The following is a 24,677-nucleotide window of genomic DNA, read 5'->3' as shown; positions in this document are numbered from 1 at the left end:
TTCATGCTCAGCCGTCGCGCTTCACCGCTCGATAAAAAAACTCCGAAGCGCCCGCGCGACAGCCTCCGGCGCCTCTTCCGCCATGTGGTGGCCGCTGGCTATAGCGTGCCCGCGGCGGTCCGGCGCCCAGGGCCTCCAGACGTCGAGCACATCTCCATAGAGTTCTGGCAGATCATCGCCCTCGGACCACAGGCAGAGCAGGGGACACTGCAAGGTTCGCCCGTGCTCGCGGTCGGCTTCGTCGTGAAAGCGATCGAGCGCTGGCCCGGCGCGATAGTCCTCCAGCATCCCACGGACCGTATCGGGATCCTGAATGGCCGCGAGAAAGTCCGCGTAGTTCTCAGAGCCCATCGTCTCATCGCCAGTCGAAAAGCCGTGTACGAACCGCGATCATGGCCAGCGACGTGGAAGCGGTCGAAGCCGAGCCGCGCCATCAACTCCAGGCAGTCCTGCGCCTTCGCGCGCTTCGACGAGCCGGCATGATGGGATATTCGAGGAGGATGTGAGGACTGCCCAAAGCCTCGCAGGTCCGGACAGACGACATGGAAATCAGTCGCCAGCATTGGCGCGACCCGATGCCAGGTCGCATGGGTACGCGGGTGGCCGTGCAAGAGCAGCAAGGGTTCGCCCTTGCCGCCATGCCGCACGCGTAATGTGGCCTCGCTCAACTCCATCAGATCTAGAGTAAAGCCTTGAAACATTTCGCACGCTTCTCACCAATCATTCGCCCGGGTGCGCGCCCGAAGGTTCTCAATCAATCAAACGTTGTTGCTCCTCGAACTGATCGGCAGCGCGCAGACGGACTAGCGATCCTGCTGATGCCCTTGATGGGTCGTGTTGATCTTGGTGTTTCCCTGCTGGCCTTGTGACGCGGCGTTTGACGGCCGTTCGTTCGGCTCGGCCTTGTGCGGATCCCTTGTCTGATGACCTGGCTCGCCGGGGCCCTTGTCGCTTCGGTTGGCCTGCGGGATCGGGGGCTGCTTGCTCATGGTGACCTCCTTACCTTCAAGGCCAACGAGCAACTGCGAGGAGGGTTCCCAGTCGCTTTGCGGCTATGCCGAATTCAATTGGGCTGGCTGGGCTTGACGGGCGCGACCTGAAGATCGGTCGGGCTCTTGGGGGCGTCTCTCGGATCGACCTGTCCCGACTGGCGCTCCTTCTGCGTATCAGCGTGATAGAGATTGAAGCCGACAAAGAGCGCCACCGCCATTGTCGCTAATATCACCACAGCAATCGCAGCGGCGTTTCCCGCCCGTCTAGGCGGAAGAGAATTGCCAGCCATCGTGCTCCCTCCCGAAAGCGACCTTTCGAGAAGAACTTGGGCGCGGCCCCGCCGTTCCCGATCGTCGCTTTCGGATGCAATCAGCGGAGCGGAGCAGCGTCCGCTCACGCGGAACTTCGCGCGTAGCTCCAGGGTTGTCCGACAAACGTCACAACGGGAGCCCGAGATGCCGACACCGAACGAGCTTGAAGCCAAACTCTGGAAGGCGCTCCGCTCCGACATGACCGTCATGCTCGGGCTCGAAAGATCCGGTGACAATCTGATGCGGCCGATGACCGTGCAGATCGACGGTGATGCCGATCACGGACCGCTGTGGATCTTCTCCGCGAAGGACACCGAACTGGTGAAGGCACTGGCAGGAAGCCAGAACGCTTTCATGTCATTTGCCGACAAAGGGCATGACCTCTTCGCCAGGATCAACGGCACCTTGGCGCTCGACAATGATCGCGCGGTCATCGACCGGCTTTGGAACCGCTTCGTGGCGGCCTGGTATGAGCAAGGCAAGGATGATCCCAAGCTCGCGCTGCTACGCTTCGATCCGCATCAGGCCGAGATCTGGGAGAACGAGTGGAGCCTGATCGCAGGCATCAAGTTGTTGTTTGGCTCCGACCCCAAGGAAGACTATGCGGACAAGACAGCCAATGTGCGGCTCGATTGACCAGCGACCTCCATCATCGCCGTAACGCCGAGCGCAAAAGATGATCAAAACCATACTCAACAGCGTCGCGACCGCGTGGATTGCGCGCGATACCGAGCGCGGCGACATCCCCGAGGGGATGTCCGTTCCATTGACGCTCCTGGCGGCGAGGTTGCCCGCGCCGATCCTCGTCGTCGGAGCAATCGGCTACGGCCTTTATCGCCTCAACATCGAAACGCGAGCGCGCCGCGCCAAGGACGTTACCCCAAAACGCCGCGGTCCAGCACCGCGGAAAGCATCTTCAACCTCGGCTCGCCGAGGCAGCCGCAGCAAGGCTCGGAGCTGACTGGGCCCCGCGAGCGTTTCGGCCTCAGGCCTTCTTCGTTCGCGTCCGATCAGGCAGGGCGTCGACGGCCTTGTCCGCACCCTGATCCTTATGAAGCACGCCTTCCCGCAGCACCTTGCGAGCGGCCTCATTCTTCTTCTTGGGGTCGGTTGGGATGGCCTTGGTCTTCGGTGTCGCTTCGAGGCCGATATCCTTTGGCTTCTTGCCAGCGTTCTTGGCGCTGGCGGCAAAGGTGGCGAGGGCTTCCGGTTGCTTGGCCATGACATTTTCCTCCGATTGCGTTGCAACCGGAGTGGAAGCTGGTTGTTCCCCACTTCGGGGTGGCCACCACCCGGTCGGCTGGCGGCGTAGCCGGCAAGTCGTGGACGGCGTCTACTCGGCCTTGAGATTTTCCGCCGACGACTTACCCGACCGCTTATCAGCAACGACCTCATAGGAGATCTTCTGACCGTCCTGCAGCTCGCGAAGCCCGGCGCGCTGGACTGCGCTGATATGGACGAACACGTCCTGCCCGCCGCCATCCGGCTGGATGAAGCCGAAGCCTTTCGTCGTGTTGAACCACTTGACTGTTCCGGTCGCCATTCCTGCCTCCTTCTCGGTGTCGCGAGCATGACCGCCGTGGTCTCGCAGGGCAATCGTCCGGCCCCGGATTTAAATTTTTGGAACCCTGTCATTTGCTATTGCGTCGCTGTGGGGCTCCCGCCATGCAGGCCCGCCCGCAGAGACCTGTTGATGCCTATTTCTCCCGCGCAATTCCTTCGCTCGAATCTCCTGCTGCTCGCGGGCGGGGCCATTGCCCTTTTGATCATCGTCATCGCGGCCTTCTGGCTGACCTGGGCCTCGGAACGGCAATTCGACGAGGTCGTCGCCGTCCGGGAGACGCGCAGCGCGACGGCCGACCTTCTGTCGCTCGCGCAGGACGCGGAAACCGGCCAGCGCGGTTATCTGCTGTCGCGCGACACTGCTTATCTCGGCCCCTACACCGATGCTGTCGGCAAGTTCGAGGCGACACTGCAGCGCCTGAAGGCTTCGGCCGGGGCAGCCGAGCTGGCGCAGGCCGAGGTCGGGCGGCTGGAGAGAGCGCTGCGGAGCAAGCTGGCAGAACTGGCGCAGACAATTGCCTTGGCTGAGCGCGGCGCCTGGGACGATGCCATCGCCACGGTCCGCCAGGGTGCGGGCCGCAATCTGATGGACGATGTTCGCGTCGGCCTGGGCAATATCATCGCACAATCCGAGCAACGGCTGCGGCAGGCGATTGCCGGCCAGGAAACCGCCGCGACGCGGCTGCGCTGGACGATCGTGCTCGGTGCGCTCGTCATCCTCCTCTTCGCGGCCGCGGCCTTCTGGACGATCGCGCGATATACGCGAGAGATCATCCTGGCCAGAACCGAGGTCGCCGCTCTCAACAGAGGGCTGGAAGACCGCGTGCAGCAGCGCACAGAAGCGCTCACCCGGGCCAATGAAGAAATCCAGCGCTTCGCCTATATCGTGACCCATGATCTGCGAGCCCCGCTCGTGAACATCATGGGATTCACGAGCGAACTCGAAGCGACGGCGGCGCCGATCAAGGCCTATTTCGATGCCGGCGAAGCGGCTACCCCGGCAACACTGGAAGAAGCCCGCAACGCGGTCGATGTGGACCTGCCGGAAGCGATCAGCTTCATACGCTCCTCGACGCGCAAGATGGACGGGCTGATCAACGCCATCCTGAAGATCTCGCGGGAGGGCAAGCGCGTCCTGCGCGCTGAAGCGATCGACCTTCCCGCGACACTCGAGGCCGCGGCGGCGGCCGTGCACCATCAGGCGAGTGAGAATGGTGATGGCATCACCGTCGACTGTCCGCCGGTCAAGATTCGCAGCGACCGCCTGTCGATGGAGCAGGTCCTCGGCAACCTTCTCGACAATGCGATCAAGTACCGGTCTCCCAAGCGCGAGCTCAAAGTGGTCATGCGCGCGAAGCGGGAGAAGTCAGGTTGGGTCGTCATCGACGTCGAGGACAATGGCCGCGGCATTGCATCGACCGACCACGAACGGATTTTTGAGCTGTTTCGTCGATCGGGAACGCAGGACAAGCCGGGCGAAGGCATCGGCCTGGCGCATGTCCGGACGATCGTCCGCAACCTCGGCGGCGACATCACCGTCAGCTCCCAACTGGACGCTGGCACGACCTTCTCGATCTTGTTGCCGCCCGATCTCGGCGCGGTCCAGCGGAGTGCCGCCACGTGAGCAATGCAAAGCCGGTTTCAATCGTGATGATCGAGGATGACGAAGGTCATGCTCGTCTCATCGAAAAGAACATCCGCCGCGCCGGCGTGAACAATGAGATCATCCCTTTTCAGAACGGTACGGACGCCTTGGCGTTCCTGTTCGGTGCGGACGGGACAGGCGAAGCCAGCTCGCGCCGGCAGCTGCTCATCCTGCTCGACCTCAACCTGCCGGACATGGCGGGCGTAGACATCCTGGAGAAGGTCAAGGCGAATTCGTTTACGCGTCGCTCGCCGGTCATCGTCCTCACCACGACCGATGACAGCCGCGAGATCCAGCGCTGCTACGATCTCGGCGCGAATGTCTACATCACCAAGCCGGTCGACTACGAAGGTTTCGCCAACGCCATCAAACAGTTGGGACTGTTCTTCTCGGTCATGCAGGTCCCGGAAACCGAATGATGCAATCGGCGGCGACGCGGTAATGCCCAACCGCATCATCAAAGCGCTCTATATCGACGACGACGCCGCGCTAGGGCGGCTCGTCCAACGCATTCTCGGTCGCCGCGGCTACCAGGTCGACCACGTCGCGACAGCCGAGGCTGGGCTGGCTCGTCTGGCCGATGGCGATATCGACGTGATCATTCTCGACCACGACCTCGGCACGACCTCGGGACTCGCTGTCCTCGAGGATCTGAGAGCACGTGAGCACGCGCCGCCTGTCGTCTACGTGACGGCCTCGACCGAGCTTTCCATCGCGGTCCAGGCGCTCAAGGCCGGCGCTGTCGACTATGTCGTGAAGGCGATCGGCGATGATTTCGAGGTGCTGCTGGTGGCTGCGCTCGAACAGGCCGTCGAACGGGCCCGGCTGATGCGGGCGAAGGAAGCGGCCGAGCAAGAGGTGCGGCAGGCCAGGGACCGCGCCGAGATGCTTCTGGCCGAGGTCAACCACCGCGTCGCCAACAGCCTGGCGCTCGTCGGCTCCCTGGTGCGGATGCAGGCGGGCGCAGTGAAGGACTCGGGAGCCAAGGCTGCGCTGGCGGAGACGCAGGCGCGCATCACGGCGATCGCGAACCTGCATCGCAGTCTCTACACCTCGACGGATGTCCAGCAGGTCGATCTCTCAGCCTATCTGGAAACGCTCGTCGGCGAATTGGGCAACTCGATCACAGCGTCGGGCAGGACACCCATCGTCAAGCTCAACGCCGAGCCCGTCTCGATCAAGACGGATCGGGCTGTCTCAGTCGGCATGATCGCGACGGAACTCGTCACGAACGCTTTGAAATATGCTTACCCGGTCGGTGAGGGGGAGGTTCGCGTCAGCGTTTCCAGGACTCCGTCCAATCAGATCACGCTCAGCGTCGCCGATGACGGCGTTGGCTGGACGGGCGAAGGGGCGGCGAAGGGCAGCGGGCTTGGCGGCAAGATCATCGCGGCGATGTCGAAAAGCCTGGGCTCGACCCTTGAATACCGCAGCCAGCCGATCGGCACGCTTGCGTTCATCACCTTCGATGAAAATTTGGGATAGGGCCCGCATATGCACAGCGATCGCGCGGCCGGCAGTATTGGACTAGAGGTTGATCGCGAGCGCCAGCGCCAGATTGAGCACCAGGGCCAGGTAGATCCAGAATTCCAAGGGGACATAGCTCCGCATCGAATGAATCCTCGTTGCAGGCGAAGAAGTTCCGCGTCGGGTGGATCGTTCCCGGCCCTGAGGCATTTAAGGCAAATGCCAGAGATGTTGGTGAACGATTGGTTGCCATCGGCTACCCCGGAATCTCGGAGCACGCCTTGGCTTCCGTTTCCTACCGCTCGATCGGCGGGCGGGCCATGAACTGGATAACGATCGCGGGTTCGGTTGCTGCGCTGTGCTCGATGATCAGCTTCGTGCCGCAGGCTTGGCGTATCGTCAAAAGCCGCGACACCAGCTCGATCTCGCCGGTGATGTATAGCTTCACGGTTGCCGGTTTCGCGCTTTGGACGCTCTACGGGATCGGGCTCGGCGAGTGGCCGCTGATCGTGACCAACAGCGTTTGCCTGTTGCTCGCATCCTTCATCCTTTTGATGACGCTGCTGCCGCAGGCGAAAAAGAATGCGATGGCTGATACGATGGATCCAGACGCGTGAAATCGAGGGCTGATGGATAAGGACCATTATCTCGAACGGCTCGTTCGGAAGCTCGAGACGAACTCGCCCTTGCGCCCCGAGGAGCGCGATGAGCTGCTTCGCCTCCCGCTTGTTCTCAAGCAGTTCGAGAGCGGCCACGACATCGTCAGCGAAGGGGACCGCACCAAGCAATGCTGCCTCGTCGCGGAAGGGCTGGTGTGCCGCTACAAGCTTGTCGGTGACGGACAGCGCCAGATCCTCTCACTGCATCTGCCTGGCGACATCCCCGACATCCATTCGCTTCTCATCGAGAAGATGGATCATAATCTTGGAACGCTCACACCCGCGGTGGTCGGCTTCATCCCTCACGAGGCTGTTCGATCGCTGACCCGCGCTTACTACCGGATTGCCGAAGCATTCTGGCGCGAGACGCTGGTGGAGGCCGCGATCTACCGGGAATGGATGGTTGGAATTGGCCGGCGCTCGGCGCCAAGCCGGATCGCCCACCTGTTCTGCGAGTTCATCACCAAGATGACGGCGATAGGCCTGTCCGACGGCAAGACCTGCGAGCTGCCGCTGACGCAGCCGGAAATCGCCGACGCGCTCGGGCTCTCCACAGTGCACATGAACAAGAAGCTGCGAGAGATCAGGCAGGCTGGACTCGTGCGCGTGCGGTCAAACAAACTGACCATTCTTGACTGGGCAGGCCTGTGCAAACTGGCTGAGTTTGATCCCGACTACCTGCATCTGCGGGAAACCGGCTCCAAAAAGTGAGATGGAGTTGGGAACACCGGACGGCGAGCCGCATTTGACAGGCATGCCTCGGTACTTCTTTCACACGCGCGATGGCGAGCAGGTCGAAATGGACGACGAGGGCACCGATCTGCCCAATGACCAAGCCGCCAAGAACGCCGCCAAAGAACTCGTTTCCGGGCTGAACCGCGAAAAGCTGCCCAATGGCGATCACATGGAGCTGGCGGTCACCGTGAAGGATGCCACTGGCGCAGAAATCTACACGGTGATCCTGAATCTCGATGGCCATTAGTGCGTCGTATTCCAGCGCAGTCGTTGCAGTGAGCTGCCGCGCCCCGGATGCATCTGACCGAGCCATTCTTCGGACGCTGAGACGGAACTTCTCCTCGCTGCTGCCGTTATCTCTAGCACCTGGCTAACTATCTGCCACATAAGGAGATTCCGATGCGCAACGTGGTTCTCACGTCCCTTTTCTGCGCCTTGATGTCGACGGTCGCTGTCGCTCAAACGTCGACCACATCCCCGACCCCATCCCCCAATGCTCCAGCGGATGCGAACGCGCCGCTGCCCGGCGCCAACAGCTTCACCGAGGGGCAGGCAAAGAGCCGTCTTGAGGCGAATGGCTATTCCAATGTGAGCGAGCTCAAGAAGGACGACAACGGCGTTTGGAAGGGCAGGGCTACTCATTCCGGCGCGCAGGTGAGCGTCTCGATCGACTATCGCGGCAACATCACCCGGAACTGATTGCCGGTTCTTGATCACAAGAGGAGGAGAATTCTCATGCGTACCGTCACACGTTCCTATGAGACCTACGATGTCGCCCGTCGTGTGGTCGAAGAGCTTCAGTCCGCTGGCTTCCCGGCAGCGAACATCAGTCTGGTCGGTCGCCATGAGAGCACCGACAACAGCAATGCCGGCGAAGGCGCTGGTATCGGTGCGGCTCTTGGCGGGACTGCCGGGCTGCTCGCAGGCCTCGGTCTGCTTGCTATCCCCGGCATCGGCCCGGTCGTCGCGGCTGGCTGGCTCGCATCAACCGCGGCCGGCGCCGCAGCAGGCGGCGTGACCGGCGGCATCATCGGTGCGTTCACCAGCGCAGGCGAGGATGAGGAGAGCGCGAACTACTACGCCGAGACGGTGCGGCGCGGCGGCACCGTGGTGTCGGTCAAGGCGCATGAAGACCAAGCACCGGCGGCCGAAGCGATCATGGACAGCGCTGTACCGATCGATCGCGATGAGCGCCTCACCGAATATCGGAACGAAGGATGGAGCCGGTTCGACGCGAATGCCGAGCGCTATCGCGGCCCCATCATCTAAGGGCATTCAACTCACCCAGAGTTGCTGCTTGGCGCTCACAAGAGTGCCAAGCATCTCCGAAATCGCAAGTAGTGACGCCAGCGGATTCGGCTACGCTCTGCGAAGACCGAATAACCAAGTTGCCAAATTTCGAGCTCGCCGCGGATGTACCGGCTGCTCGATGGCTCTGGTCGGCGGTCGGGGGAACAGCAAAAGAAGCGCGGTTGCCTCTCGGCAATCCAAGGCCCGGCCTTCTGATGAAGGCCGGGCTAATTTGCGCTTTGACGCAAAAGCCTCAGGCCCTCGCAATGTTGATTGGCCTACTTAAGCTGCCAAATCTGAGAGGGCCTTCACCAGGATGTCGACGAGCAGGCGCCCGGCGCTCCCATCGGCGTCGAGAGTAGGATTGTAGATCGTGACCTCGATGCCGATCGCCTTTTCGCTCGCCATGGCTACAGTCGCGGCACATCAAAGCATGGTCGCGGATCACCGCACGGGCGGCCACTCACGAGCTTCGTAAGAGCGTCCTCTTGCCTGCTCATGCACATACATTTTGAGAGTTGTGGTGCCTCGAATCGGATCGTCGGACAGATCGAAGCCCCCATCGAGACTGACTGCGGTCATCCGTGCATATGAATCCGCGGCCGCATCTGAAAAGCCGAGCTGCAGGAACGCTTCCTTCCACTGGGCTCGTGGGGTGACCGAGAGCTCGACGGGTTTGCCTAGGGCAGCCGAGAATGCCTTGGCGACATCTTCACTTGAATAGCGCCTCGGACCTTCGACGTAGCGCACACCGATATCACCGAGCGGCGACAAGAGCCTCGCCGCGGCAACTCTGCCGAGATCATCTGGTGCGACCATCGGGATCGAGACATCCGCTGGAAACGTGGTTGGTAGCGTGCCTGTGCTGCAGACGGGTTCAAGCATTCCATCCCAATTGCTCATGTAGTAACCGGCGCGGTTGATCGCCGAAGGGATCGATTGTGCGCGGAGGCCTTCCTCGAGTTCCCAAAGGACATTGAGATCACCGATGCGCTCGCCGGGCTGAGCGCCCCCCGTCGATTCCGCAACGACTTTCTCTAGCCCCGAGCCCTCAAGCGCCTGCAGGATGTTGGCGACAGTCCGCCGTTCGACAACATCCGTGTCCGTGGAGGTGTCCGCAGGAGGATTGAGCAGGAGGGCTCGTCGTCCCTGCTGAAATGCAGCTCGCAGAGACGACATGTCGTCGACGTCGGCCTGCGCGAGCTTGGCGCCTTTCGCCCGCCATCCGGCTGCCCGATCAGGATCACGCGTGACAATGGTCACCGCTTCGCCTCGTCTCAGCAATTCAGCGGCTGTCGCCGAGCCGACATGCCCAGTCCCACCCATGATGACGAACATGGAGTGCTCCTCTGCTCTCTCGTTCGAATTCTGGTGACGGAAGCGCATATGGCGCCGATGAGGCCGCCTGGGGAAAACGCACGATCGACGTGAATGATCCGGAGATGACGTCGCTTGGGTTGCAGGCACCAGAGATTGATGCACCCGAGCTGCTCATCTGAGGCGCGGTGCGGAACTCTCGGGTGGCGAGAGGGTTGCGATGGAGACCCAAGTTCCAGAGGTATTCCATGCGCAAAGAGATTGTTCTCGGCCCCAATGCCTCTTCAGTTCAGAATTCCGGAGATTGCCTGGCCGCGGAGCAGCGCGTCGCCGAACTTGCGGTCGCCCCGCCAGGAACGGCTGAGGAGGCTGAGAAGGCAGGCCTGATCGATGCGGTGAATGCCTATCGTCCGAAGCAGGATTGTCCTCCGACGGAAGGCATGGAGAACCCGATCAAGTCCCTTGAGCAATACGAGCAGGCGAGACGGCGTGTCGCGGAGCTCTCCAAATATGGTGAGAACACCGCTCGAGCAGGCGAGTTGAACCGGCTGATGGCCGACATCCAGGCGTGGGATGCGGGTCACCCAGGCCCGAAGCCGCGGGGCTGACGGCCACGGGAGCTTGGCATTGAGACCCATCCATCTGCGGATCGCCGCATTGGATTTCCGGATCGCGCGCAGCCTTGCACGCTCAGTTCCACCATCGATTGCTCGAACCGCAGACACTCTTGGATGGCTTTGCGACGCGAGAGTATTGCTGGCGCTGGGTGGCCTTGGAATTCTTTGCGCACCCGCACGAAGCAGCAGTCGGGCGGCCGCTACGCGGTTCATCGCGACAATAGGCGCAACGACGATGCTGCATCATGCGATGAAGCGCGTCATCGCCCAGAAGCGGCCCGACCGCACCATTCCGAACGGGCTGGATGAGAATACCGGGCGCGCCTTCGACGCAATGCCATCGGGGCACGCAATGCATGCGGGCGCGATCGCATCATTCTTTGAAAGCGGGCCTCAAGCAGCAGCCATATGGCTCATCTCGGGCGCCTTGGCTGGGACGCGCATGCTCACGCTTGCGCACTGGCCGTCTGGAGTCGTCGCCGGGTTTGTGCTCGGTGTGCCCGTCGAGCGGTGTTCTCGCGTTGCACGCAGCATGCGTTGAAGCATGGTCCACTTTATTTCTGGCGCGGCTGTCTGAGTTGCGTCCCGACTGACTCGAGTTGGCCGTCGCGGCGCTTCGTCACCGCTTCGGCCAGCGCCCGTGCCGCATTACGCACTTCGTCCTGTATCGCGATGTCGGCGTCGAGCGCGTCGTGATTGGTCGCATAGGGCTCCCAGTACCCGATATAGCGATCGAGTTCGGCGAGCGGTCCGGCCGGCTCCAACTGCATGAACCGCAACCAATCCGAGATCGACCGCCGGACATTTTCAGCGCCTTCGACATCGCCGTGCACGACGACCGAAAACAGCCGCCCGGCCAAATGGCGCGGATAGTCCCAGCCCGCGAGCTCTATCGCCTTTGCCGTCGCGGCGTCCTTGCCATGTGTGGTCGTGGGGTCGGGATTGCCGCCGTCGGCACAAACGAGCCGATCCATCATGAGCTTGAGTGGGCTCGAAACCTGATACCAGTTCACCGGGCTGATAATCATGACACCATGGGCTTCGACCCAGAGTGGATAGATGTCGTTCATCCAGTCCTGGCTTTGACCGAGCGAATGGTTCGGATAACAGGAGCACGGCCAGTGGCAGAGTGGGGCAGCCGTCGAGAAGCAGGCCTTACAGGGGTGGATATGCCGGCCATACTCCGATGCCAGCCGTGAGAGATCGAGAAGCTCGCTGGTCAGCCCGCCCTCCTCGTTGAAGACCGCCTGTGCCAGTTCAGCCAGACGATAGCTCTTCGACATTTCGCCTGGGCAGCTGTGCTCGCTGCGCGAAGAGGCGTTGATGATCAGAATATGCCTGGGGCCATCGCGGCGGCAGTAGCGAGCTTCCGCGCCTTCGATTGCAGCCTTGGCGGCAAGCCAATCGACCGACAGGTCGTACTCAGGGTCCGCGTATCCCGCGCCAGCCTTGCGAGTGATCGGGCTCTTGCGCGAAGCCGCGTAGGCCCGCCAGGCGATATCGGCGATATCCGACAGTTCGGTGCGAACACGGTCGTAGCTGGGATCGATGAACTGCCGCAGAAAGCGATGCTTGAACTCGGCTTCATCGAGACGCGGACTCGGCATGCCCTTGCGAGGCGCAGGCACTGCAGCTTGAGCGATGCGAGCTTTGGAATGCGCCATAGGTATCCCTCGTCGGGATAATCAAGTGGCGAAAGGCAGCTTCTGTTCCCTGACGAGCCGATGCGCTGATCGCCGAAGGGGAACACCCGATGTCGCCAATGGTTCATCTGGTTCTGGGGAACGAGGAGGAAACCATGGACCATTCCAAGCACGTGCGATTGTCCGCTACCGAGTTCAACGCCGACACTCTTGAGGGTGCGACGATCTATGGTCCGGGCGATGACAAGATCGGCTCCGTCTCTCATATCCATGGCGCAGGGCCGACCGCTCAGGTTGTGATCGATGTGGGCGGGTTCCTCGGCATCGGCGCTAAGCCGGTAGCCGTTCCGGCCAGCGAGCTCGATTTCATGCGGGACGACGATGGTGAAGTTCATGCGCTTACCAGCTGGACCAAGGATCAGCTGAAAGCGATGCCTGAGCACATCGACCCGTAAGGGCGCTGCCGCTGCCGCATAGGCGCGCTCGCTACACTCTCGTTTGGAACAGCCCGCGAAATCCGGCGTTAAGACGGCAGAATTCGCGGTAGTGCTCGCCGCCCTGGCAGAGCAAAGGGCTGGAGGCCTAGAAACCCCGTCGGCGATCCCGGCGGGGTTTTCGTATGTACGGGGCAGAACACAGGACGCAAGCGCCACGCCTCATTCAAGGGCCTGCGCGACACGGTAGACAAAGCGAAGGCTTCTTCGGCTCGGCCTGCACAGTGCGAGTTCCTGTCATTTGACATGGACACGGCTTAGAAAGTGGCGCCCTATTGGCGGGCCGTTGTCTCCATACCGCTTTTGGACATGACCGCGCGCGGCGCATGTTGACGCTGCCAAGGCGGAGACAGGCTATGCTTACTGGGAAGGGCTATCTGAACCTGCGCGATGGGCGCGGTGTCGAGGTCGTGTACCAATTCGCGAGTGATTACGACGATCGCCGCGTCGGCTATCTCCTGTTGGATACGACAGCGCTCGACGACGCGTTGCTTTGCTATCGGCTGGTCGTTGATTGCGAGGATAGGACGTCGGTCGTGCTCGTAGTCATGAACCGCAGCGACAAGCATCTGGCGGTTCATGGGCGCGTCCTCGCGCCTTCTGTCGAAGCGGCATAGGGCGGTGAAAAGGCCGGCGCCGCGCGGCCGATGATGGGAAATTCGGAACTTCGAAATTGACTGCGGGGCGTCTTGAGCGCCCACTGAAATACGCCGACGCCCCCTGCTTGGGTCGTTCTCAGACCTCTTGAGCCGCAAATGGGATGCGGTAGATCGGCAATCGAATGTTGGGCCAGACAAGGTCGTACACGGCGATTCTGCCCTGGTACGAAGAGGCCGATTTCGCCGAGTTATTGGCGATAGGCGGCCATGGCGGCCTTTCTCAGGAGAGCTACGAGCGCTGGTACCGAAGCGTCATGCAAACGGTCGACGACCTCCTCAGAGAGGGCAAGACGATCGAATTCGTCACGATCCGACCGGCAGCTTACTCGGCCTGGCTGGACGGAGAGGAAAACTGCCTGGAAATGCGCCGCAAATATGCCGAGCAACTTGCTGCCGAGGCAGCCTGAGTGAGAAGACGCTTGGTGGCCGTCACCGCCACATACCGCGCATTTTGGCGCGTATGTCGATTGTTGGGCCGGTGGAGGCCGCTCGCGCGTCGGCCGGCGCTGCCAGCGGCCAGGCGCGCCGCGAGAAGTGCTTCAGCAGGGTATTTGGGATGAAGCGCGTGCGCGCCGCATAGACATGCCGGTCGCCGGTCGATGACTGGCCGTGCGTGAAGAAGCGCTGCGGCACCATCAGGTGCAGATCGTCCTTTGCGCGTGTCATCGCGACATAAAGCAGCCGGCGCTCCTCCTCGATCTCGTCCTTGGCGCCGGCGCCCAGATCGATCGGGATGCAGCCGTCGACGACATTCATGACGAAGACCGATTTCCACTCCTGCCCCTTGGCCGAGTGGATGGTCGAAAGGATCAGATAGTCCTCGTCGAGATGCGGCATGCCGGCTTGGTCGCTGGTGGCGTCGGGCGGGTCGAGCGTCAATTCGGTCAGGAAACGCTCACGCGAGGGATAGCCGCCGGCGATCTGCTCGAGCTGGAGGAGATCGGCCTGGCGAGTCGTTGCGTCCTCATGGATGCGCTCCAGATGCGGCTCATACCAGAGCCGGGCGCGCTCGATCTCAGCAGGCCAGCCTGACCGGCCAGAGCGCAACGCCTCGATCGCCTCGATGAAGGCGGTCCAGTCCTCTCCGGCGCGGGCAGGAGCGGGGGCGTCACGTAGGGCTTCCGCACCGTCGGACGCTTGCGCCAGATGCTCTATGACGCGCTGGGCCGAGGTCGGCCCGACGCCGGGCAGGAGCTGCATCACGCGGAAGGCGGAGACCCGATCGCGGGGATTCTCGACGAAGCGCAGCAGGGCGAGCAAATCCTTGACGTGGGCGGCGTCGAGGAATTTCAGCCCGCCGAACTTCACGAACGGGATGTTCCGACGCGTCAGCTCGATTTCGAGCGGGCCGCTATGGTGCGAGGCGCGGAAGAGCACGGCCTGTTGCTTGAGGGGCGCGCCAGCTTCGCGGTTCTCCAGCACCGTCTCGGCGATGAAGCGCGCCTGGTCAGCCTCATCCCGGACATTGACCAGCTCGGGCGCGGCGCCGGAAGCGCGATCAGTCCAGAGGTTCTTGGTGAAGCGCTCGGCGGCGAGGTCGATCACCGCATTCGCTGCGCCGAGGATCGCCTGCGTCGAGCGATAGTTCTGGTCGAGCGTGATCACTTCGGCCGGCGGCGAGAAGGCGAGCGGAAAGTCGAGGATGTTGCGGACGGTCGCGGCGCGGAAGGAATAGATCGATTGCGCGTCGTCGCCGACCACGGTCAGCCCGCGGCCATCGGGCTTGAGCGCCAGCAGGATCGACGATTGCAGCCGGTTGGTGTCCTGATACTCGTCGACCATGACATGGTCGAAGCGCGCGCCGACATCGGCCGCAAGATCGCCATCGCTCATCGCCTGCGCCCAGTAGAGCAGCAGGTCGTCGTAATCGAGCACGTTCTGCTGCTGCTTGGCCTCGACGTAAGCTCCGAAGAGCTGCTTCAGCTCCTCCGCCCAGGCGATACACCAGGGATAGGACAGCCGCAGGACATCCTCGATCGGCTGCTCGGCATTGACGCAGCGCGAATAGATCGAGAGGCAGGTTCCCTTGGTCGGAAAGCGCGTCTCGGTCTTCGAGAAGCCGAGCTCGTGCCGGACGAGGTTCATCAGATCGGCAGCGTCCTCGCGATCATGGATGGTGAAGGCCGGATCGAGCCCGATCTGCTCGGCGAGGTCGCGCAGCAGCCGGGCGCCGACGCCATGGAACGTGCCGGCCCAGTTCAGCGCATCGACCGCGACGCCGGCGCCGTCGCCCATCACCTTGCGCGCGATGCGTTCGACGCGGCGGATCATCTCGGAAGCGGCCCGGCGGGAGAAGGTCATCAGGAGGATGCGCCGCGGATCGGCGCCGCAGACCAGGAGATGGGCGACGCGATGCGCCAGCGTATTGGTCTTGCCAGAGCCGGCTCCGGCGATGATCAGCACGGGCGGGGCAGGGGCGGCGCCACCGCCATGCGATACCGCCCGCCGCTGCGCCGGGTTGAGGCTGTCGAGATAAACGTGCGCGTTCATGCGTGATTCGACCTGTGCGCGCGAACGAGAACATAACATGGACGTTCAGGGCAACGTCGAATGACGGCGGCAGAGTGTCCTGCGGGGAACACTGGCCGCTCGAGGCGGTTGTGCCGCCATGGCCAAGAGCAGCCCAGACCGAGAAAAGCGCCTCGTTATTGCGACCTACAACGTCAATAATGTCCGGCGCCGCCTCGACAACCTTCTGAATTGGCTTGCCCATGCCGGGCCCGACATCGTCTGCCTGCAGGAGCTCAAGTGTCGGGATAACGAGTTTCCCGAAGAGGCAATCAACAAGGTCGGGTATCAGGCGGTCTGGCGCGGCGAGAAGAGTTGGAACGGCGTCGCGATCCTCGCCAGGAACGCCGCTCCGATTTTGATCCGCGACGAGCTTCCCGGGAAACCGTCAGATCGCCAAAGCCGCTACATCGAAGCAGCGGTGCGGGGCGTCGTGATTGCATGTCTCTACCTTCCCAATGGCAATCCGCAACCCGGGCCACGTTTCGACTATAAGCTCGCTTGGTTCAAGCGCCTGACTCGCCACGCTGCGACCCTCAAGGCCGCAGGCGTGCCGGTCGTTCTTGCAGGCGACTACAACGTCGCGCCAACCGACCTCGATATCTATCCGACAAAGTCCTGGGACGATGATGCGCTGATCCAGCCTGAGAGCCGTGCGGCCTTCGCCCAGATCGTGAAACAGGGCTGGGTCGACGCATTACGCGAGGCGCACCCCACCGAGCGCCTGTACACGTTCTGGGATTACAAGCGACAGCGCTGGCCGCGTGACGCAGGCCTGCGCCTCGATCACATCCTGCTATCTCCAGATCTCGCTGAGCGCCTGATCGAAGCCGGCGTCGATCGGGAGGAGCGAGGGCGCGAACATGCAAGCGACCACGCCCCGGCATGGGTGCTCCTTGCTGGGGGTTGATGTGTGTATTCCGCAATCGAATGGGTCGAACGCCGATTACTGGCAGCCGATGCGCTGGAAGGGTGACTGCCATCGGCAAGTGCGACGATCATGCGAGCTGGAACCTCTGGCGGTGAGAGAGCGTTTGGTTCAAGATAGAACATATCATGAACATGGAGGCGAGCTTGGCACAGCTCACCACGCTTCAGAAGCTGGAGATTCTCAGCGACGCTGCGAAGTATGATGCCTCCTGCGCCTCCTCAGGCACGGCAGAGCGCAATTCGGTCGGCGGCAAGGGCGTCGGCTCGACCACGGGTTCGGGCATCTGCCATTCCTATGCGCCGGATGGGCGCTGCATCTCGCTGCTGAAGATCCTGCTGACCAATTTCTGCTCCTACGACTGCGTCTTTTGCATCAACCGCAGTTCAAGCAATGTCCGGCGGGCGCGCTTTTCGGTCGAGGAGGTCGTGGCGCTGACGCTGAATTTCTACAAGCGCAACTATATCGAGGGCCTGTTCCTCTCTTCCGGCATCATCCGCTCGCCGGATTACACCATGGGCGAGCTGGTCCGCGTCGCCGAGAGCCTGCGGCTGGAACATGATTTTCGCGGCTACATCCATCTTAAGCTGATCCCGAGCGCGAGCCAGGAACTGATCGACCGCGCCGCCCTGTTCGCCGACCGGGTCTCGATCAATGTCGAATTGCCGAGCGAGACCTCGCTGAAGCGCTTTGCGCCGGAAAAGCAGCCGCTCGACATCCGCAGCGCCATGGGCGGCCTCAAACTGAGGATCGACGAGGCTGCAGCCGAGCGCGAGCGCTCGAAGCGGGCGCCGGCCTTCTCCCCGGCCGGGCAGAGCACGCAGATGATCATTGGCGCCGACGATGCCAGCGACGCGACCATCCTGCAGCGCAGCGCCCAGCTCTACGGCGCCTATGGCCTGCGCCGGGTTTACTACTCCGCCTTCAGCCCGATCCCCGACTCGTCGAAGCAATTGCCGCTGTCGGAGCCGCCCTTGCTGCGCGAGCACCGGCTCTACCAGGCCGACTGGCTGACGCGCTTCTACGGTTTCGAGGTCGACGAGATCATGGATGCGGCGCCGGGCGGCATGCTCGATCTTTCCGTCGATCCCAAGCTCGCCTGGGCCTTGCGCCATCGCGGCCGCTTTCCGGTCGACGTCAACCGCGCCGAGCGCGAATTGCTGCTGCGCATTCCCGGGCTCGGCACACGCAGCGTCGACCGCATCCTCGCCATGCGGCGGTTCCGGCGCTTGCGGCTGGAGGATGTCGGGCGGCTGGTGCGCTCCCTGCGCGTGCTCCGGCAGTTCATCGTCACCGCCGACTGGAAGCCGGGCGCGGCGCTCGACGGCGAGCGATTGAAGGCGCAGCTGGCGCCGAAGCCGCAGCAACTGGCGCTGCTCTGATGTTCGTCGCGCGCCTCAACCACCCCGCCGATTTCGAGGGCTGGCGCGGCTTTGCCCGGCGCTTCGCGCAAGCGCTGGTCGCGCCATCGGCGATCGACTGGCGTGTCGGCGACAGCGATTCTGGCCTGTTCGGCGAGGATGTCGTCGAGGGCGGCGAGGGCAGAGGCTTGAGTGTGCCACGCGCCTTCATTGCGCTGGCGCAGGAGGTGATCTGCCATAGCGATCCCGCTCGCTTCGACCTGCTCTATCGCCTGCTCTGGCGCTTGCAGGAGGAACGGGAACTGCTCCAGATCGCCTCCGACCACGACGTTCACCGCGCCGAGGCGCTGGCGCGCTCGGTCCGGCGCGACATGCACAAGATGACCGCCTTCGTGCGCTTCCGGGAAGTGGATGACGGGGAAGGCGGCGAGGCCTTCGTCGCCTGGTTCGAGCCCGAGCACCACATCCTGGAGAAGGTCGCGCCCTTCTTCGTCGAGCGTTTCACGACGATGCGCTGGACGATCCTGACGCCGCGCGGGACGCTGCTCTGGGACGGGCGCGAACTCAAGCTCGGCGAGGGGGCGACGCGGGCGCAGGCGCCGACCAGCGACGCGATGGAGGAGTGGTGGCGGACCTATTACGCCAGCATCTTCAACCCGGCCCGGTTGAAGCCCAAGGCGATGAAGGCGGAGATGCCGGTGAAATACTGGCGGAACCTGCCGGAGGCCGAACTGATTTCTCCCTTGATCGCCGACGCCGCCCGGCGAACGCAGGAGATGATCATGAGCGCTCCGACCTCACCGCAGAAGCGACGGCCTGCGGTGGCTTCCGAACCGGCCGTCTCCGATATTTCCGCGATCGAAAGCTGGGAGGAGGCGGCTGCTGCCGCGCGTTCCTGCCGGCGCTGCGAGCTCTGGTGCGATGCAACGCAGACGGTCTTCGGCGAAGGACCGCACAGCGCGCCGGTCGTCTTCGTTGGCGAGCAACCCGGCGACCAGGAAGACCTCGCCGGCAAGCCTTTTGTCGGCCCGGCGGGCAAGGTTTTTGACCGGGCGATGGCCGATGCCGGGCTGGACCGCGCCCAGGCCTATGTCACCAATGCAGTGAAGCACTTCAAATTCCAGCTGCGTGGCAAAAGGCGCATCCACGAGAAGCCGAATGCGGGCGAGGTCAAGGCCTGCCGCTTCTGGCTCGATCTCGAGCTCGGCTTCGTCAAACCGCAATTGGTCGTGGCGCTGGGCGCGACCGCGCTCAAGGCGCTGACCGGTCATGCCGGCTCGCTGACTGCGGCGCGCGGGCGCGAGCTGGTGCTGCCGGATGGCACGCCGCTGTTGGCGACTGTCCATCCTTCCTATCTGCTGCGGCTGCCGGACGAAGAGGCGAAGGAGAGCGAGACCAGGCGCTTCATCGCCGATCTCAAGCATGTCGGCAGCCTCGCGCCAGGCCTGCGCCTGCCGAGGGCTGCTTGACCGTGGCCGACGCGCAGTGTCCGCTGTCGCAGCTCCAGCCTCCTATTATCCTTGCTGAAATAGCATTTGCTTTCGAATTTTATCGCATCGCAGCAGAGATGCTGCGCTGCTCTTTTGAGTTTTTCTTTCCTAGACTTCAGGCTGCGCTTAGCCCAGCTCTTTTTTGTCCGCATTTGAGCGGAGTTCCACCTCTGGCGAACATGGCATCGATGTCCCGCTTGTTGGGGGCTCCTATTGTGAAGGCTGATCAGCAATCATTTGCCATCTCCTCGGCCCGATCTGCTTTTCATCGACAGAGCAAGTCTGGTGACGGTTCCGAGACGGAGGTCACTTCAAGCTCGCGCCGAGTTGGTATATTGGCTACCTGCCCGCTTTTGATGCACTTAGCCCGACGGCTCCGCTTGGGCGCGAAGCCATGTGACGACCTGATGATACGGGCGGTCAGTGCGCCGCCCGGGTACGCCCACAAGATACCAGCCCGTGCCGCGATTGAGCATCGGCGCGTCCAAGGGCATGACGAGCCGACCCGAGGCGAGGTCGTCGCCGATGAGAGAACGATCGGCGAGCGAAATGCCGAGCCCGTGTATCGCCGCCTGCACCGGAAGAAAGCCGGTCGGGAAGGCGATGCGACGCGGCATCGTGACATGCTTCAAGCCGAAGCTTGCGAACCAGTCGCGCCAGTCTTCGGAGTTCGCCTCCGACACGATCAGGGCCTCGGCAAGCAGGTCGCTCGGCTGCCGCGGCGGAGGCCTGTCGCCGAGATAAGCAGGACTGCAGACAGGCAGCATTTGGTTCGGCAACAGGAACGTCGCCTCGCAGTCCGGCCATTCTCCGCGACCGGAGATGATCATCGCGTCATGCCGGCCATCGGAGGAGAGCATCGGCGTCTCCGTATGCGTGTAGATCTTCAGCTCAATCTGCGGGAAAAGGCGGTAGAAGTCGGCTAGGCGCGGCAACAGCCAGCCGACTGCGAAGGCCGCCTGCACTGAGAGCGTGACCGTTGCGGCCTCGCGCGGCTGAAAGGCCCTCGACGCGCTGCTTTCGATGACGTTGAAGGCGTCGGTCAAGGCAGGGAGCCATTCGCGCCCGAACCTGGTCAGGACGAGGGATTGCGGGCGTCTCTCGAAGAGCTGCCGTTCGAGCAAACTCTCCAGAAGCCTGACATGCCGGCTGACGGCGGCCGGCGTGACGTGGAGTTCCTCGGCGGCGGCAGCGAAACTCTCATGGCGCGCGGCGACCTCAAAGGCGCGAACCGCATTGAGCGGAAGCCGCAGGTTGCCGTCTCGCTTCGCCATTCAGATCCCCTTCTCGACAGGGATATGGCGGCGGCTCCCGCGCGGCAACAGCGACTTCGTCTCAGGCGGAGAGGCGGGTGACGAGCTGATAGTGCTCCGGCTGGCGGTGACGCTCGAAGTTGAAGATGTTGTCGCGGATTTCCCGGCAACGGCCGAAATCGCACTCCGTGGTGATCACCTCGTCGCCCAGGGTCGAAGCCAGCGCGACGATCTCGCCGGTTGGCGCCACGATGCAGGAATGGCCGAGCAGGTGGGAACCCTCTTCATGGCCGGCCTTGGCCGCCGCCGCCGCCCAAACGCCGCTCTGGTAGGCACCGGCCTGCATCGACAGAAGGTGGTGGAAGGAGACGAGATGGTCGTGCTGCGGGATCTCCGGATTGTGCAGCGTCGTGTTGTAGCCGACGCAGACCAATTGGGCGCCGCCGAGCGCGAGCATGCGCCACGCTTCCGGCCAGCGTCGGTCGTTGCAGATCAGCATCCCCGTGGGAGTGCCGCCCAGCGGATAGACGGGGAAGCCGAGATTGCCGGTGGCGAAGTAGCGCTTCTCCAGATGCTGGAAGGCGCGCTTCGGCTCGTGCTCGCGATGGCCCGGGACATGGATCTTGCGGTACTTGCCGATAATCCCGCCGTCGGCCCCGACCATGATCGTGGTGTTGAAGCGCGTCGTGCCCCCGGCACCGCGAACGAGCTCGCCATAGCCGAGCATGAAACCGAGCTTGAGCCGGCGCGCCTCCGCGAACAGCGGCGCGGTCGCCGGACCGGGCATCTGCTCCTCATAGAAGGCGTCGATCTCGGCGTCGTCGGTCATGAACCAGCGCGGGAAGAAGGTCGTCAGCGCCAGCTCCGGGAAGACCACGAAGCCGGCACCGCGAGCGGCGGCCTGGCGGAGCAGGACGATCATTCGCTCGACCGGGCGCTCGCGCGGATCGCTACGCGCCACCGGCCCCATCTGGGCGACGGCGAGCTGGAGCTTGGTAGTCATGGGCATCTCTTTTCGAAGTCTGCTGACGGGGGGAACAGGGATGAGCGAAGCGGGCGGCTCGGGGAAAAGATAAGGCGATCAGGCTCAGGCCCGAAGCATTTCCGTGCGCCAAAGAAGCGGAGAAGCGCTTCGGGTCAGGCGCCCTTCGTCACCCCCCAGAACTGTGGATAGGGAGCGGCGACGACGCCGGAAAGATTGGCACGCCAGGCCTGCTTGGCGAGAAAGAAGCCGGTCGGCGCGAACACCACCTCTTCGAAGGCCGCGGCGTTGATCTTGTCGGCGGCGGCCTTCTCGGCATCGGCGTGCCGGCGGCGTACCAGTCGGCGATGCCGGCCTCGACGGCGGGGCTCTTCGGCCAGCCGAACCAGGATTGCTCCCCGCGCGCGCGCAGCCCGATATAGGCTGCCGGATTGACGCAGTCCGTTCCGGCATGGCTGACGAAGAAGATATGCCAGCCGCCTTCCGCTGCCGGCTTCCTGTTTTGGCGCCGCTGCTGGATCGTGCCGAAATCGGTCGCGACGTAGTCGACGGTCATGCCGAGATTCTTCAGCAGTTCGGCGGTGACATCGCCGACGGCCTTGTCGGTCGGGTTGTCCTGCGCGACCATCATCACGATCGGCTGCCCCTTGTAGCTGCTGGCTGCGACCAGGGCCTTCGCGGCGGCGAAGTCGCGCGGCTTTTTCAGCAGTTCCGCGCCGGCCTCGGTGTAAAGCGGCGTCCCCGGCGTGAAGAAGGAATACATCGGTTGCCAGAGATCCTTCTGTTCGCCGAAGATCGCCTGCATGTATTCGCTCTGGTCGAGCGTCATGAGAACCGCCTGGCGGATCCGGACGTCGTCGAAGGGCGGCTGGAGATGGTTGAAGCGGATTCCGCTGACATTGCCGTGCTTGTTCGCGATGCCGGTGCGGATGCCCTTGTCGGCGCCGAGCAGCGGCATCAGATCGTTCAGCGGGCGCTCGATCCAGTCGACCTCGCCGCGCTGAAGGGCGCTCGCGGCTGTCGCCGGATCGGGCATGATGATCCATTCGATGCGCTGGACGCCGATGCGCTTGCCGCCGGCCATCCAGGACGCGGCCTGCTCGCGCGGGCGATACCCGTCGAAACGCTCGAAGACAGCCTTGGCGCCGACGACCCATTCGTTCGCGACGAACCGCATCGGGCCGCTGCCGACATACTCCGAGATCATCTTGGTCGGGTCGGTCGCGGCAATCCGCTCCGGCATGATGAAGCAGCAGGGCGCGTTGGCCTTGCCCAGCGCCAGCATCATCTTCGGGAAGGGCTTCTTGAGCGTCCAACGGAAGCTACGTTCGTCGAGCGGCTCTAGGCTGTCCTGAATGGCGACGATCAACTGGCCGATCGAGTCGCGTCCGGCCCAGCGGCGGATGCTGGCGACGGCGTCGCGCGCGGTCACCGGCGCGCCGTCGTGGAAGCTCAGGCCGCTGCGCAGCTTGAAGGTCCAGCTCAATCCGTCGGCGGAGACGTCCTCGCTCTCGATCATCTGCCGACGCGGAACGAGATTCTCGTCGATGCCGTAGAGCGTGTCCCAGACCAGCAGGGCAGCGTTGCGGACGCTGTAGGCGGTGCCCCAGATAGGGTCGAAATTGGCGATGTCGCCATTCGGGACGAAACGCAGGACGGCCGAATCCGCAGCTTTGGCGGAATCTGTGAAGCGCGGCAGAAGCGATGCCGCGCCGAGAGCGGCGCTTCCGGCCAGGAGTGTGCGGCGGCGCATGTGCATTTCCTCATCCATCAACGGCGATCGGGTAACCGATTGCTTCGATGAAGGATTCCGATGCGGCGCCGCTTTGGCAAACGAGTTTAAGTCCCGCGTAGCAAAAGCAAATCTCAGCCTAATCAGTAGCCTTGGCTGCTAGAGAGAGCTCGGGAATTGGGCGGGTTCGCTGCGCCGTATCGATGTATGACCAATGTTTCGCCACTTGGGATCACGGACAGCGTGTGGCTTCCGCGAAAGTCCGGTTCATGGTGGACATTCAAGTTCCGCTTAGCGGCTGGTCGCCTCAAGCGACGAGTCTTGCGTCTTTCCATCGTATGATCAGAATTGCAGCAGAATCGGCGGGCCGGTGGCCATGCTCGCACGGCTACTGGGGCCTATGGCGATCAGTATTGCAGACCTGACTCTGGATGAGGTTGTCCTGCATTTGGCGGCCGGAAACGCCCTGCAAGTTTCAAGCGGAACCGATTTCTCACTTCCGCTGCAAGACAGCCGTACAGTGTTAGCGCTCTCCAATCAGACGGGCGGCTGCAGATCGACACCTGGGTGCGTCTGAAGTTCAGGTCATTGGTCGATGGAAGCGAGGTCGAGGTCGAACGCCGCCTTGAGCGAGATGGGAAAAAGACTTTCAAGACGACCGGTATCGGGCTCGAGAAACTCCGATTGTCGGAACTGGTGTTGCAGATCGGCACTTTGATGCCTGAGATCGCCACGGCGACCCACTTCGATAACAAGACGAACCTCTCGCAGGCGGTGTCGACCTTGACCGGCCTACGGCCGCTGGCTCACTTCGGAACCCGCAGTGTCCGCCTCCACGAGCGGTTGACCGAAAAATAAGCGCGACATCCGCGAGGCGATGCGCAGTGTCGATCTCGATCATCACGCCGCAGAGCACCAGCCCGGCGCCAACGACCATCGGGAAAGCGGAGGGCCCGACCTGCTGGCCCGGCACCGGCGGCAATTTCGAGCCGTAGAAGAAAGCGGCGGCGCCGAGCGTCGCGACAACACC

General features: G+C 63.0%; 28 protein-coding genes and 3 pseudogenes. 19 read left to right on the top strand and 12 right to left on the bottom strand.

Features of this window, described 5'->3' with window-relative positions; all coding sequences use genetic code 11:
* Positions 1-21: 21 nt before the first annotated feature.
* The 3 genes and pseudogenes from ACQKLX_RS02055 to ACQKLX_RS02045 all read right to left on the bottom strand — a co-directional run bounded on the left by ACQKLX_RS02055 (position 22) and on the right by ACQKLX_RS02045 (position 1,282).
* Positions 22-701, bottom strand: a pseudogene (locus ACQKLX_RS02055) (alpha/beta fold hydrolase).
* Between the two features lie 102 nt (positions 702-803).
* Positions 804-989, bottom strand: coding sequence for a hypothetical protein (locus ACQKLX_RS02050; protein WP_427359019.1), 186 nt, complete (start codon positions 987-989; stop codon positions 804-806).
* Positions 990-1,063: 74 nt separating this feature from the next.
* Positions 1,064-1,282: a hypothetical protein gene (locus tag ACQKLX_RS02045; RefSeq protein ID WP_427359017.1), complete on the bottom strand. Its 219-nt coding sequence runs from the start codon at positions 1,280-1,282 to the stop codon at positions 1,064-1,066.
* A gap of 166 nt (positions 1,283-1,448) precedes the next feature.
* Between ACQKLX_RS02045 and ACQKLX_RS02040 the strand changes: the two genes are divergently transcribed.
* Positions 1,449-1,940 carry a pyridoxamine 5'-phosphate oxidase family protein gene (locus ACQKLX_RS02040; RefSeq protein WP_427359016.1) on the top strand — a complete coding sequence of 164 codons (492 nt, stop codon included), beginning with the start codon at positions 1,449-1,451 and terminating at the stop codon, positions 1,938-1,940.
* A 40-nt stretch (positions 1,941-1,980) separates the two neighbouring features.
* Positions 1,981-2,265, top strand: a complete 285-nt coding sequence (locus ACQKLX_RS02035) for a hypothetical protein (protein WP_427359014.1) — start codon at positions 1,981-1,983, stop codon at positions 2,263-2,265.
* 24 nt (positions 2,266-2,289) lie between these two features.
* Here ACQKLX_RS02035 and ACQKLX_RS02030 read toward each other — a convergent pair whose 3' ends face one another.
* Both ACQKLX_RS02030 and ACQKLX_RS02025 read right to left on the bottom strand, forming a co-directional pair.
* Entirely contained in the window at positions 2,290-2,526 is a 237-nt protein-coding gene (locus ACQKLX_RS02030; protein ID WP_427359012.1) for a hypothetical protein, read from the bottom strand.
* Positions 2,527-2,637: 111 nt separating this feature from the next.
* The gene (locus ACQKLX_RS02025) at positions 2,638-2,847 is read right to left on the bottom strand and encodes a cold-shock protein (RefSeq protein WP_427359010.1); all 210 of its coding nucleotides are present in this window, start codon (positions 2,845-2,847) and stop codon (positions 2,638-2,640) included.
* Between the two features lie 150 nt (positions 2,848-2,997).
* Between ACQKLX_RS02025 and ACQKLX_RS02020 the strand changes: the two genes are divergently transcribed.
* The 8 genes from ACQKLX_RS02020 (at position 2,998) to ACQKLX_RS01985 (ending at position 8,642) form a co-directional block, all read left to right on the top strand.
* Positions 2,998-4,491, top strand: coding sequence for a sensor histidine kinase (locus tag ACQKLX_RS02020; protein WP_427359008.1), 1,494 nt, complete (start codon positions 2,998-3,000; stop codon positions 4,489-4,491).
* 26 nt (positions 4,492-4,517) lie between these two features.
* The gene (locus ACQKLX_RS02015) at positions 4,518-4,931 is read left to right on the top strand and encodes a response regulator (protein WP_427359280.1); all 414 of its coding nucleotides are present in this window, start codon (positions 4,518-4,520) and stop codon (positions 4,929-4,931) included.
* Positions 4,932-4,953: 22 nt separating this feature from the next.
* The gene (locus ACQKLX_RS02010) at positions 4,954-5,997 is read left to right on the top strand and encodes a sensor histidine kinase (protein ID WP_427359006.1); all 1,044 of its coding nucleotides are present in this window, start codon (positions 4,954-4,956) and stop codon (positions 5,995-5,997) included.
* 140 nt (positions 5,998-6,137) lie between these two features.
* Positions 6,138-6,596 (top strand): SemiSWEET family sugar transporter, encoded by a 459-nt coding sequence (locus ACQKLX_RS02005; RefSeq protein ID WP_427359004.1) that lies wholly within the window; start codon positions 6,138-6,140, stop codon positions 6,594-6,596.
* Positions 6,597-6,608: 12 nt separating this feature from the next.
* On the top strand, positions 6,609-7,349 hold the full coding sequence (locus ACQKLX_RS02000) for a Crp/Fnr family transcriptional regulator (protein WP_427359002.1): 741 nt from the start codon (positions 6,609-6,611) through the stop codon (positions 7,347-7,349).
* A gap of 7 nt (positions 7,350-7,356) precedes the next feature.
* Positions 7,357-7,620: a DUF6894 family protein gene (locus tag ACQKLX_RS01995; protein WP_427359001.1), complete on the top strand. Its 264-nt coding sequence runs from the start codon at positions 7,357-7,359 to the stop codon at positions 7,618-7,620.
* 152 nt (positions 7,621-7,772) lie between these two features.
* Positions 7,773-8,072, top strand: coding sequence for a PepSY domain-containing protein (locus tag ACQKLX_RS01990; RefSeq protein WP_427358999.1), 300 nt, complete (start codon positions 7,773-7,775; stop codon positions 8,070-8,072).
* A 36-nt stretch (positions 8,073-8,108) separates the two neighbouring features.
* A complete protein-coding gene (locus tag ACQKLX_RS01985; RefSeq protein WP_427359278.1) occupies positions 8,109-8,642 on the top strand; it encodes a hypothetical protein in 534 nt (177 codons plus the stop codon).
* Between the two features lie 303 nt (positions 8,643-8,945).
* Here the strand turns inward: ACQKLX_RS01985 and ACQKLX_RS01980 are convergent.
* Positions 8,946-9,086, bottom strand: a pseudogene (locus ACQKLX_RS01980) (arginase family protein); the annotation flags it as partial.
* A gap of 21 nt (positions 9,087-9,107) precedes the next feature.
* Positions 9,108-10,001 (bottom strand): NmrA family NAD(P)-binding protein, encoded by an 894-nt coding sequence (locus ACQKLX_RS01975; protein WP_427358997.1) that lies wholly within the window; start codon positions 9,999-10,001, stop codon positions 9,108-9,110.
* A 227-nt stretch (positions 10,002-10,228) separates the two neighbouring features.
* Between ACQKLX_RS01975 and ACQKLX_RS01970 the strand changes: the two genes are divergently transcribed.
* The gene (locus tag ACQKLX_RS01970) at positions 10,229-10,588 is read left to right on the top strand and encodes a hypothetical protein (RefSeq protein ID WP_427358995.1); all 360 of its coding nucleotides are present in this window, start codon (positions 10,229-10,231) and stop codon (positions 10,586-10,588) included.
* Positions 10,554-11,138 carry a phosphatase PAP2 family protein gene (locus tag ACQKLX_RS01965; protein WP_427358993.1) on the top strand — a complete coding sequence of 195 codons (585 nt, stop codon included), beginning with the start codon at positions 10,554-10,556 and terminating at the stop codon, positions 11,136-11,138. The genes ACQKLX_RS01970 and ACQKLX_RS01965 overlap by 35 nt, the downstream gene beginning before the upstream one ends.
* A gap of 13 nt (positions 11,139-11,151) precedes the next feature.
* Here the strand turns inward: ACQKLX_RS01965 and ACQKLX_RS01960 are convergent, their stop codons facing one another.
* Positions 11,152-12,261 (bottom strand): flavodoxin family protein, encoded by a 1,110-nt coding sequence (locus ACQKLX_RS01960; RefSeq protein ID WP_427358991.1) that lies wholly within the window; start codon positions 12,259-12,261, stop codon positions 11,152-11,154.
* Positions 12,262-12,395: 134 nt separating this feature from the next.
* Between ACQKLX_RS01960 and ACQKLX_RS01955 the strand changes: the two genes are divergently transcribed.
* The 3 genes from ACQKLX_RS01955 (at position 12,396) to ACQKLX_RS01945 (ending at position 13,800) form a co-directional block, all read left to right on the top strand.
* Positions 12,396-12,695 carry a PRC-barrel domain-containing protein gene (locus ACQKLX_RS01955; RefSeq protein WP_427358989.1) on the top strand — a complete coding sequence of 100 codons (300 nt, stop codon included), beginning with the start codon at positions 12,396-12,398 and terminating at the stop codon, positions 12,693-12,695.
* Positions 12,696-13,090: 395 nt separating this feature from the next.
* Positions 13,091-13,351 carry a hypothetical protein gene (locus tag ACQKLX_RS01950; protein ID WP_427358987.1) on the top strand — a complete coding sequence of 87 codons (261 nt, stop codon included), beginning with the start codon at positions 13,091-13,093 and terminating at the stop codon, positions 13,349-13,351.
* A gap of 164 nt (positions 13,352-13,515) precedes the next feature.
* Positions 13,516-13,800, top strand: coding sequence for a hypothetical protein (locus ACQKLX_RS01945; RefSeq protein ID WP_427358985.1), 285 nt, complete (start codon positions 13,516-13,518; stop codon positions 13,798-13,800).
* Positions 13,801-13,822: 22 nt separating this feature from the next.
* Here ACQKLX_RS01945 and ACQKLX_RS01940 read toward each other — a convergent pair whose 3' ends face one another.
* Positions 13,823-15,883 (bottom strand): ATP-dependent helicase, encoded by a 2,061-nt coding sequence (locus tag ACQKLX_RS01940; RefSeq protein WP_427358983.1) that lies wholly within the window; start codon positions 15,881-15,883, stop codon positions 13,823-13,825.
* 118 nt (positions 15,884-16,001) lie between these two features.
* On the opposite strand from ACQKLX_RS01940, the gene xth reads away from it, so the two are divergent.
* The 3 genes from xth (at position 16,002) to ACQKLX_RS01925 (ending at position 19,659) form a co-directional block, all read left to right on the top strand.
* Positions 16,002-16,811 (top strand): exodeoxyribonuclease III, encoded by an 810-nt coding sequence (gene xth, locus ACQKLX_RS01935; RefSeq protein ID WP_427358981.1) that lies wholly within the window; start codon positions 16,002-16,004, stop codon positions 16,809-16,811.
* Between the two features lie 152 nt (positions 16,812-16,963).
* Positions 16,964-18,211, top strand: coding sequence for a putative DNA modification/repair radical SAM protein (locus tag ACQKLX_RS01930; protein WP_427359276.1), 1,248 nt, complete (start codon positions 16,964-16,966; stop codon positions 18,209-18,211).
* Positions 18,211-19,659, top strand: coding sequence for a UdgX family uracil-DNA binding protein (locus tag ACQKLX_RS01925; protein WP_427358979.1), 1,449 nt, complete (start codon positions 18,211-18,213; stop codon positions 19,657-19,659). Before ACQKLX_RS01930 ends, ACQKLX_RS01925 begins: the two co-directional genes overlap by 1 nt.
* 383 nt (positions 19,660-20,042) lie before the next feature.
* Here the strand turns inward: ACQKLX_RS01925 and ACQKLX_RS01920 are convergent, their stop codons facing one another.
* The 3 genes and pseudogenes from ACQKLX_RS01920 to ACQKLX_RS01910 all read right to left on the bottom strand — a co-directional run bounded on the left by ACQKLX_RS01920 (position 20,043) and on the right by ACQKLX_RS01910 (position 23,668).
* Positions 20,043-20,954, bottom strand: coding sequence for a LysR substrate-binding domain-containing protein (locus tag ACQKLX_RS01920; RefSeq protein ID WP_427358977.1), 912 nt, complete (start codon positions 20,952-20,954; stop codon positions 20,043-20,045).
* A 61-nt stretch (positions 20,955-21,015) separates the two neighbouring features.
* The gene (locus ACQKLX_RS01915) at positions 21,016-21,936 is read right to left on the bottom strand and encodes an N-carbamoyl-D-amino-acid hydrolase (protein ID WP_427358975.1); all 921 of its coding nucleotides are present in this window, start codon (positions 21,934-21,936) and stop codon (positions 21,016-21,018) included.
* Positions 21,937-22,070: 134 nt separating this feature from the next.
* Positions 22,071-23,668 (bottom strand): annotated as a pseudogene (locus tag ACQKLX_RS01910) (ABC transporter substrate-binding protein).
* Between the two features lie 546 nt (positions 23,669-24,214).
* Between ACQKLX_RS01910 and ACQKLX_RS01905 the strand changes: the two are divergent.
* Positions 24,215-24,505 (top strand): hypothetical protein, encoded by a 291-nt coding sequence (locus tag ACQKLX_RS01905; RefSeq protein WP_427358974.1) that lies wholly within the window; start codon positions 24,215-24,217, stop codon positions 24,503-24,505.
* Positions 24,506-24,677 lie beyond the last annotated feature (172 nt).

Source organism: Allobosea sp. NPDC003192, assembly GCF_050275675.1.
Classification (GTDB): Bacteria; Pseudomonadota; Alphaproteobacteria; order Rhizobiales; family Beijerinckiaceae; genus Allobosea.
Note: the sequence above shows the minus strand (reverse complement) of the source record. Positions and strands in the feature narration are given on the sequence as shown.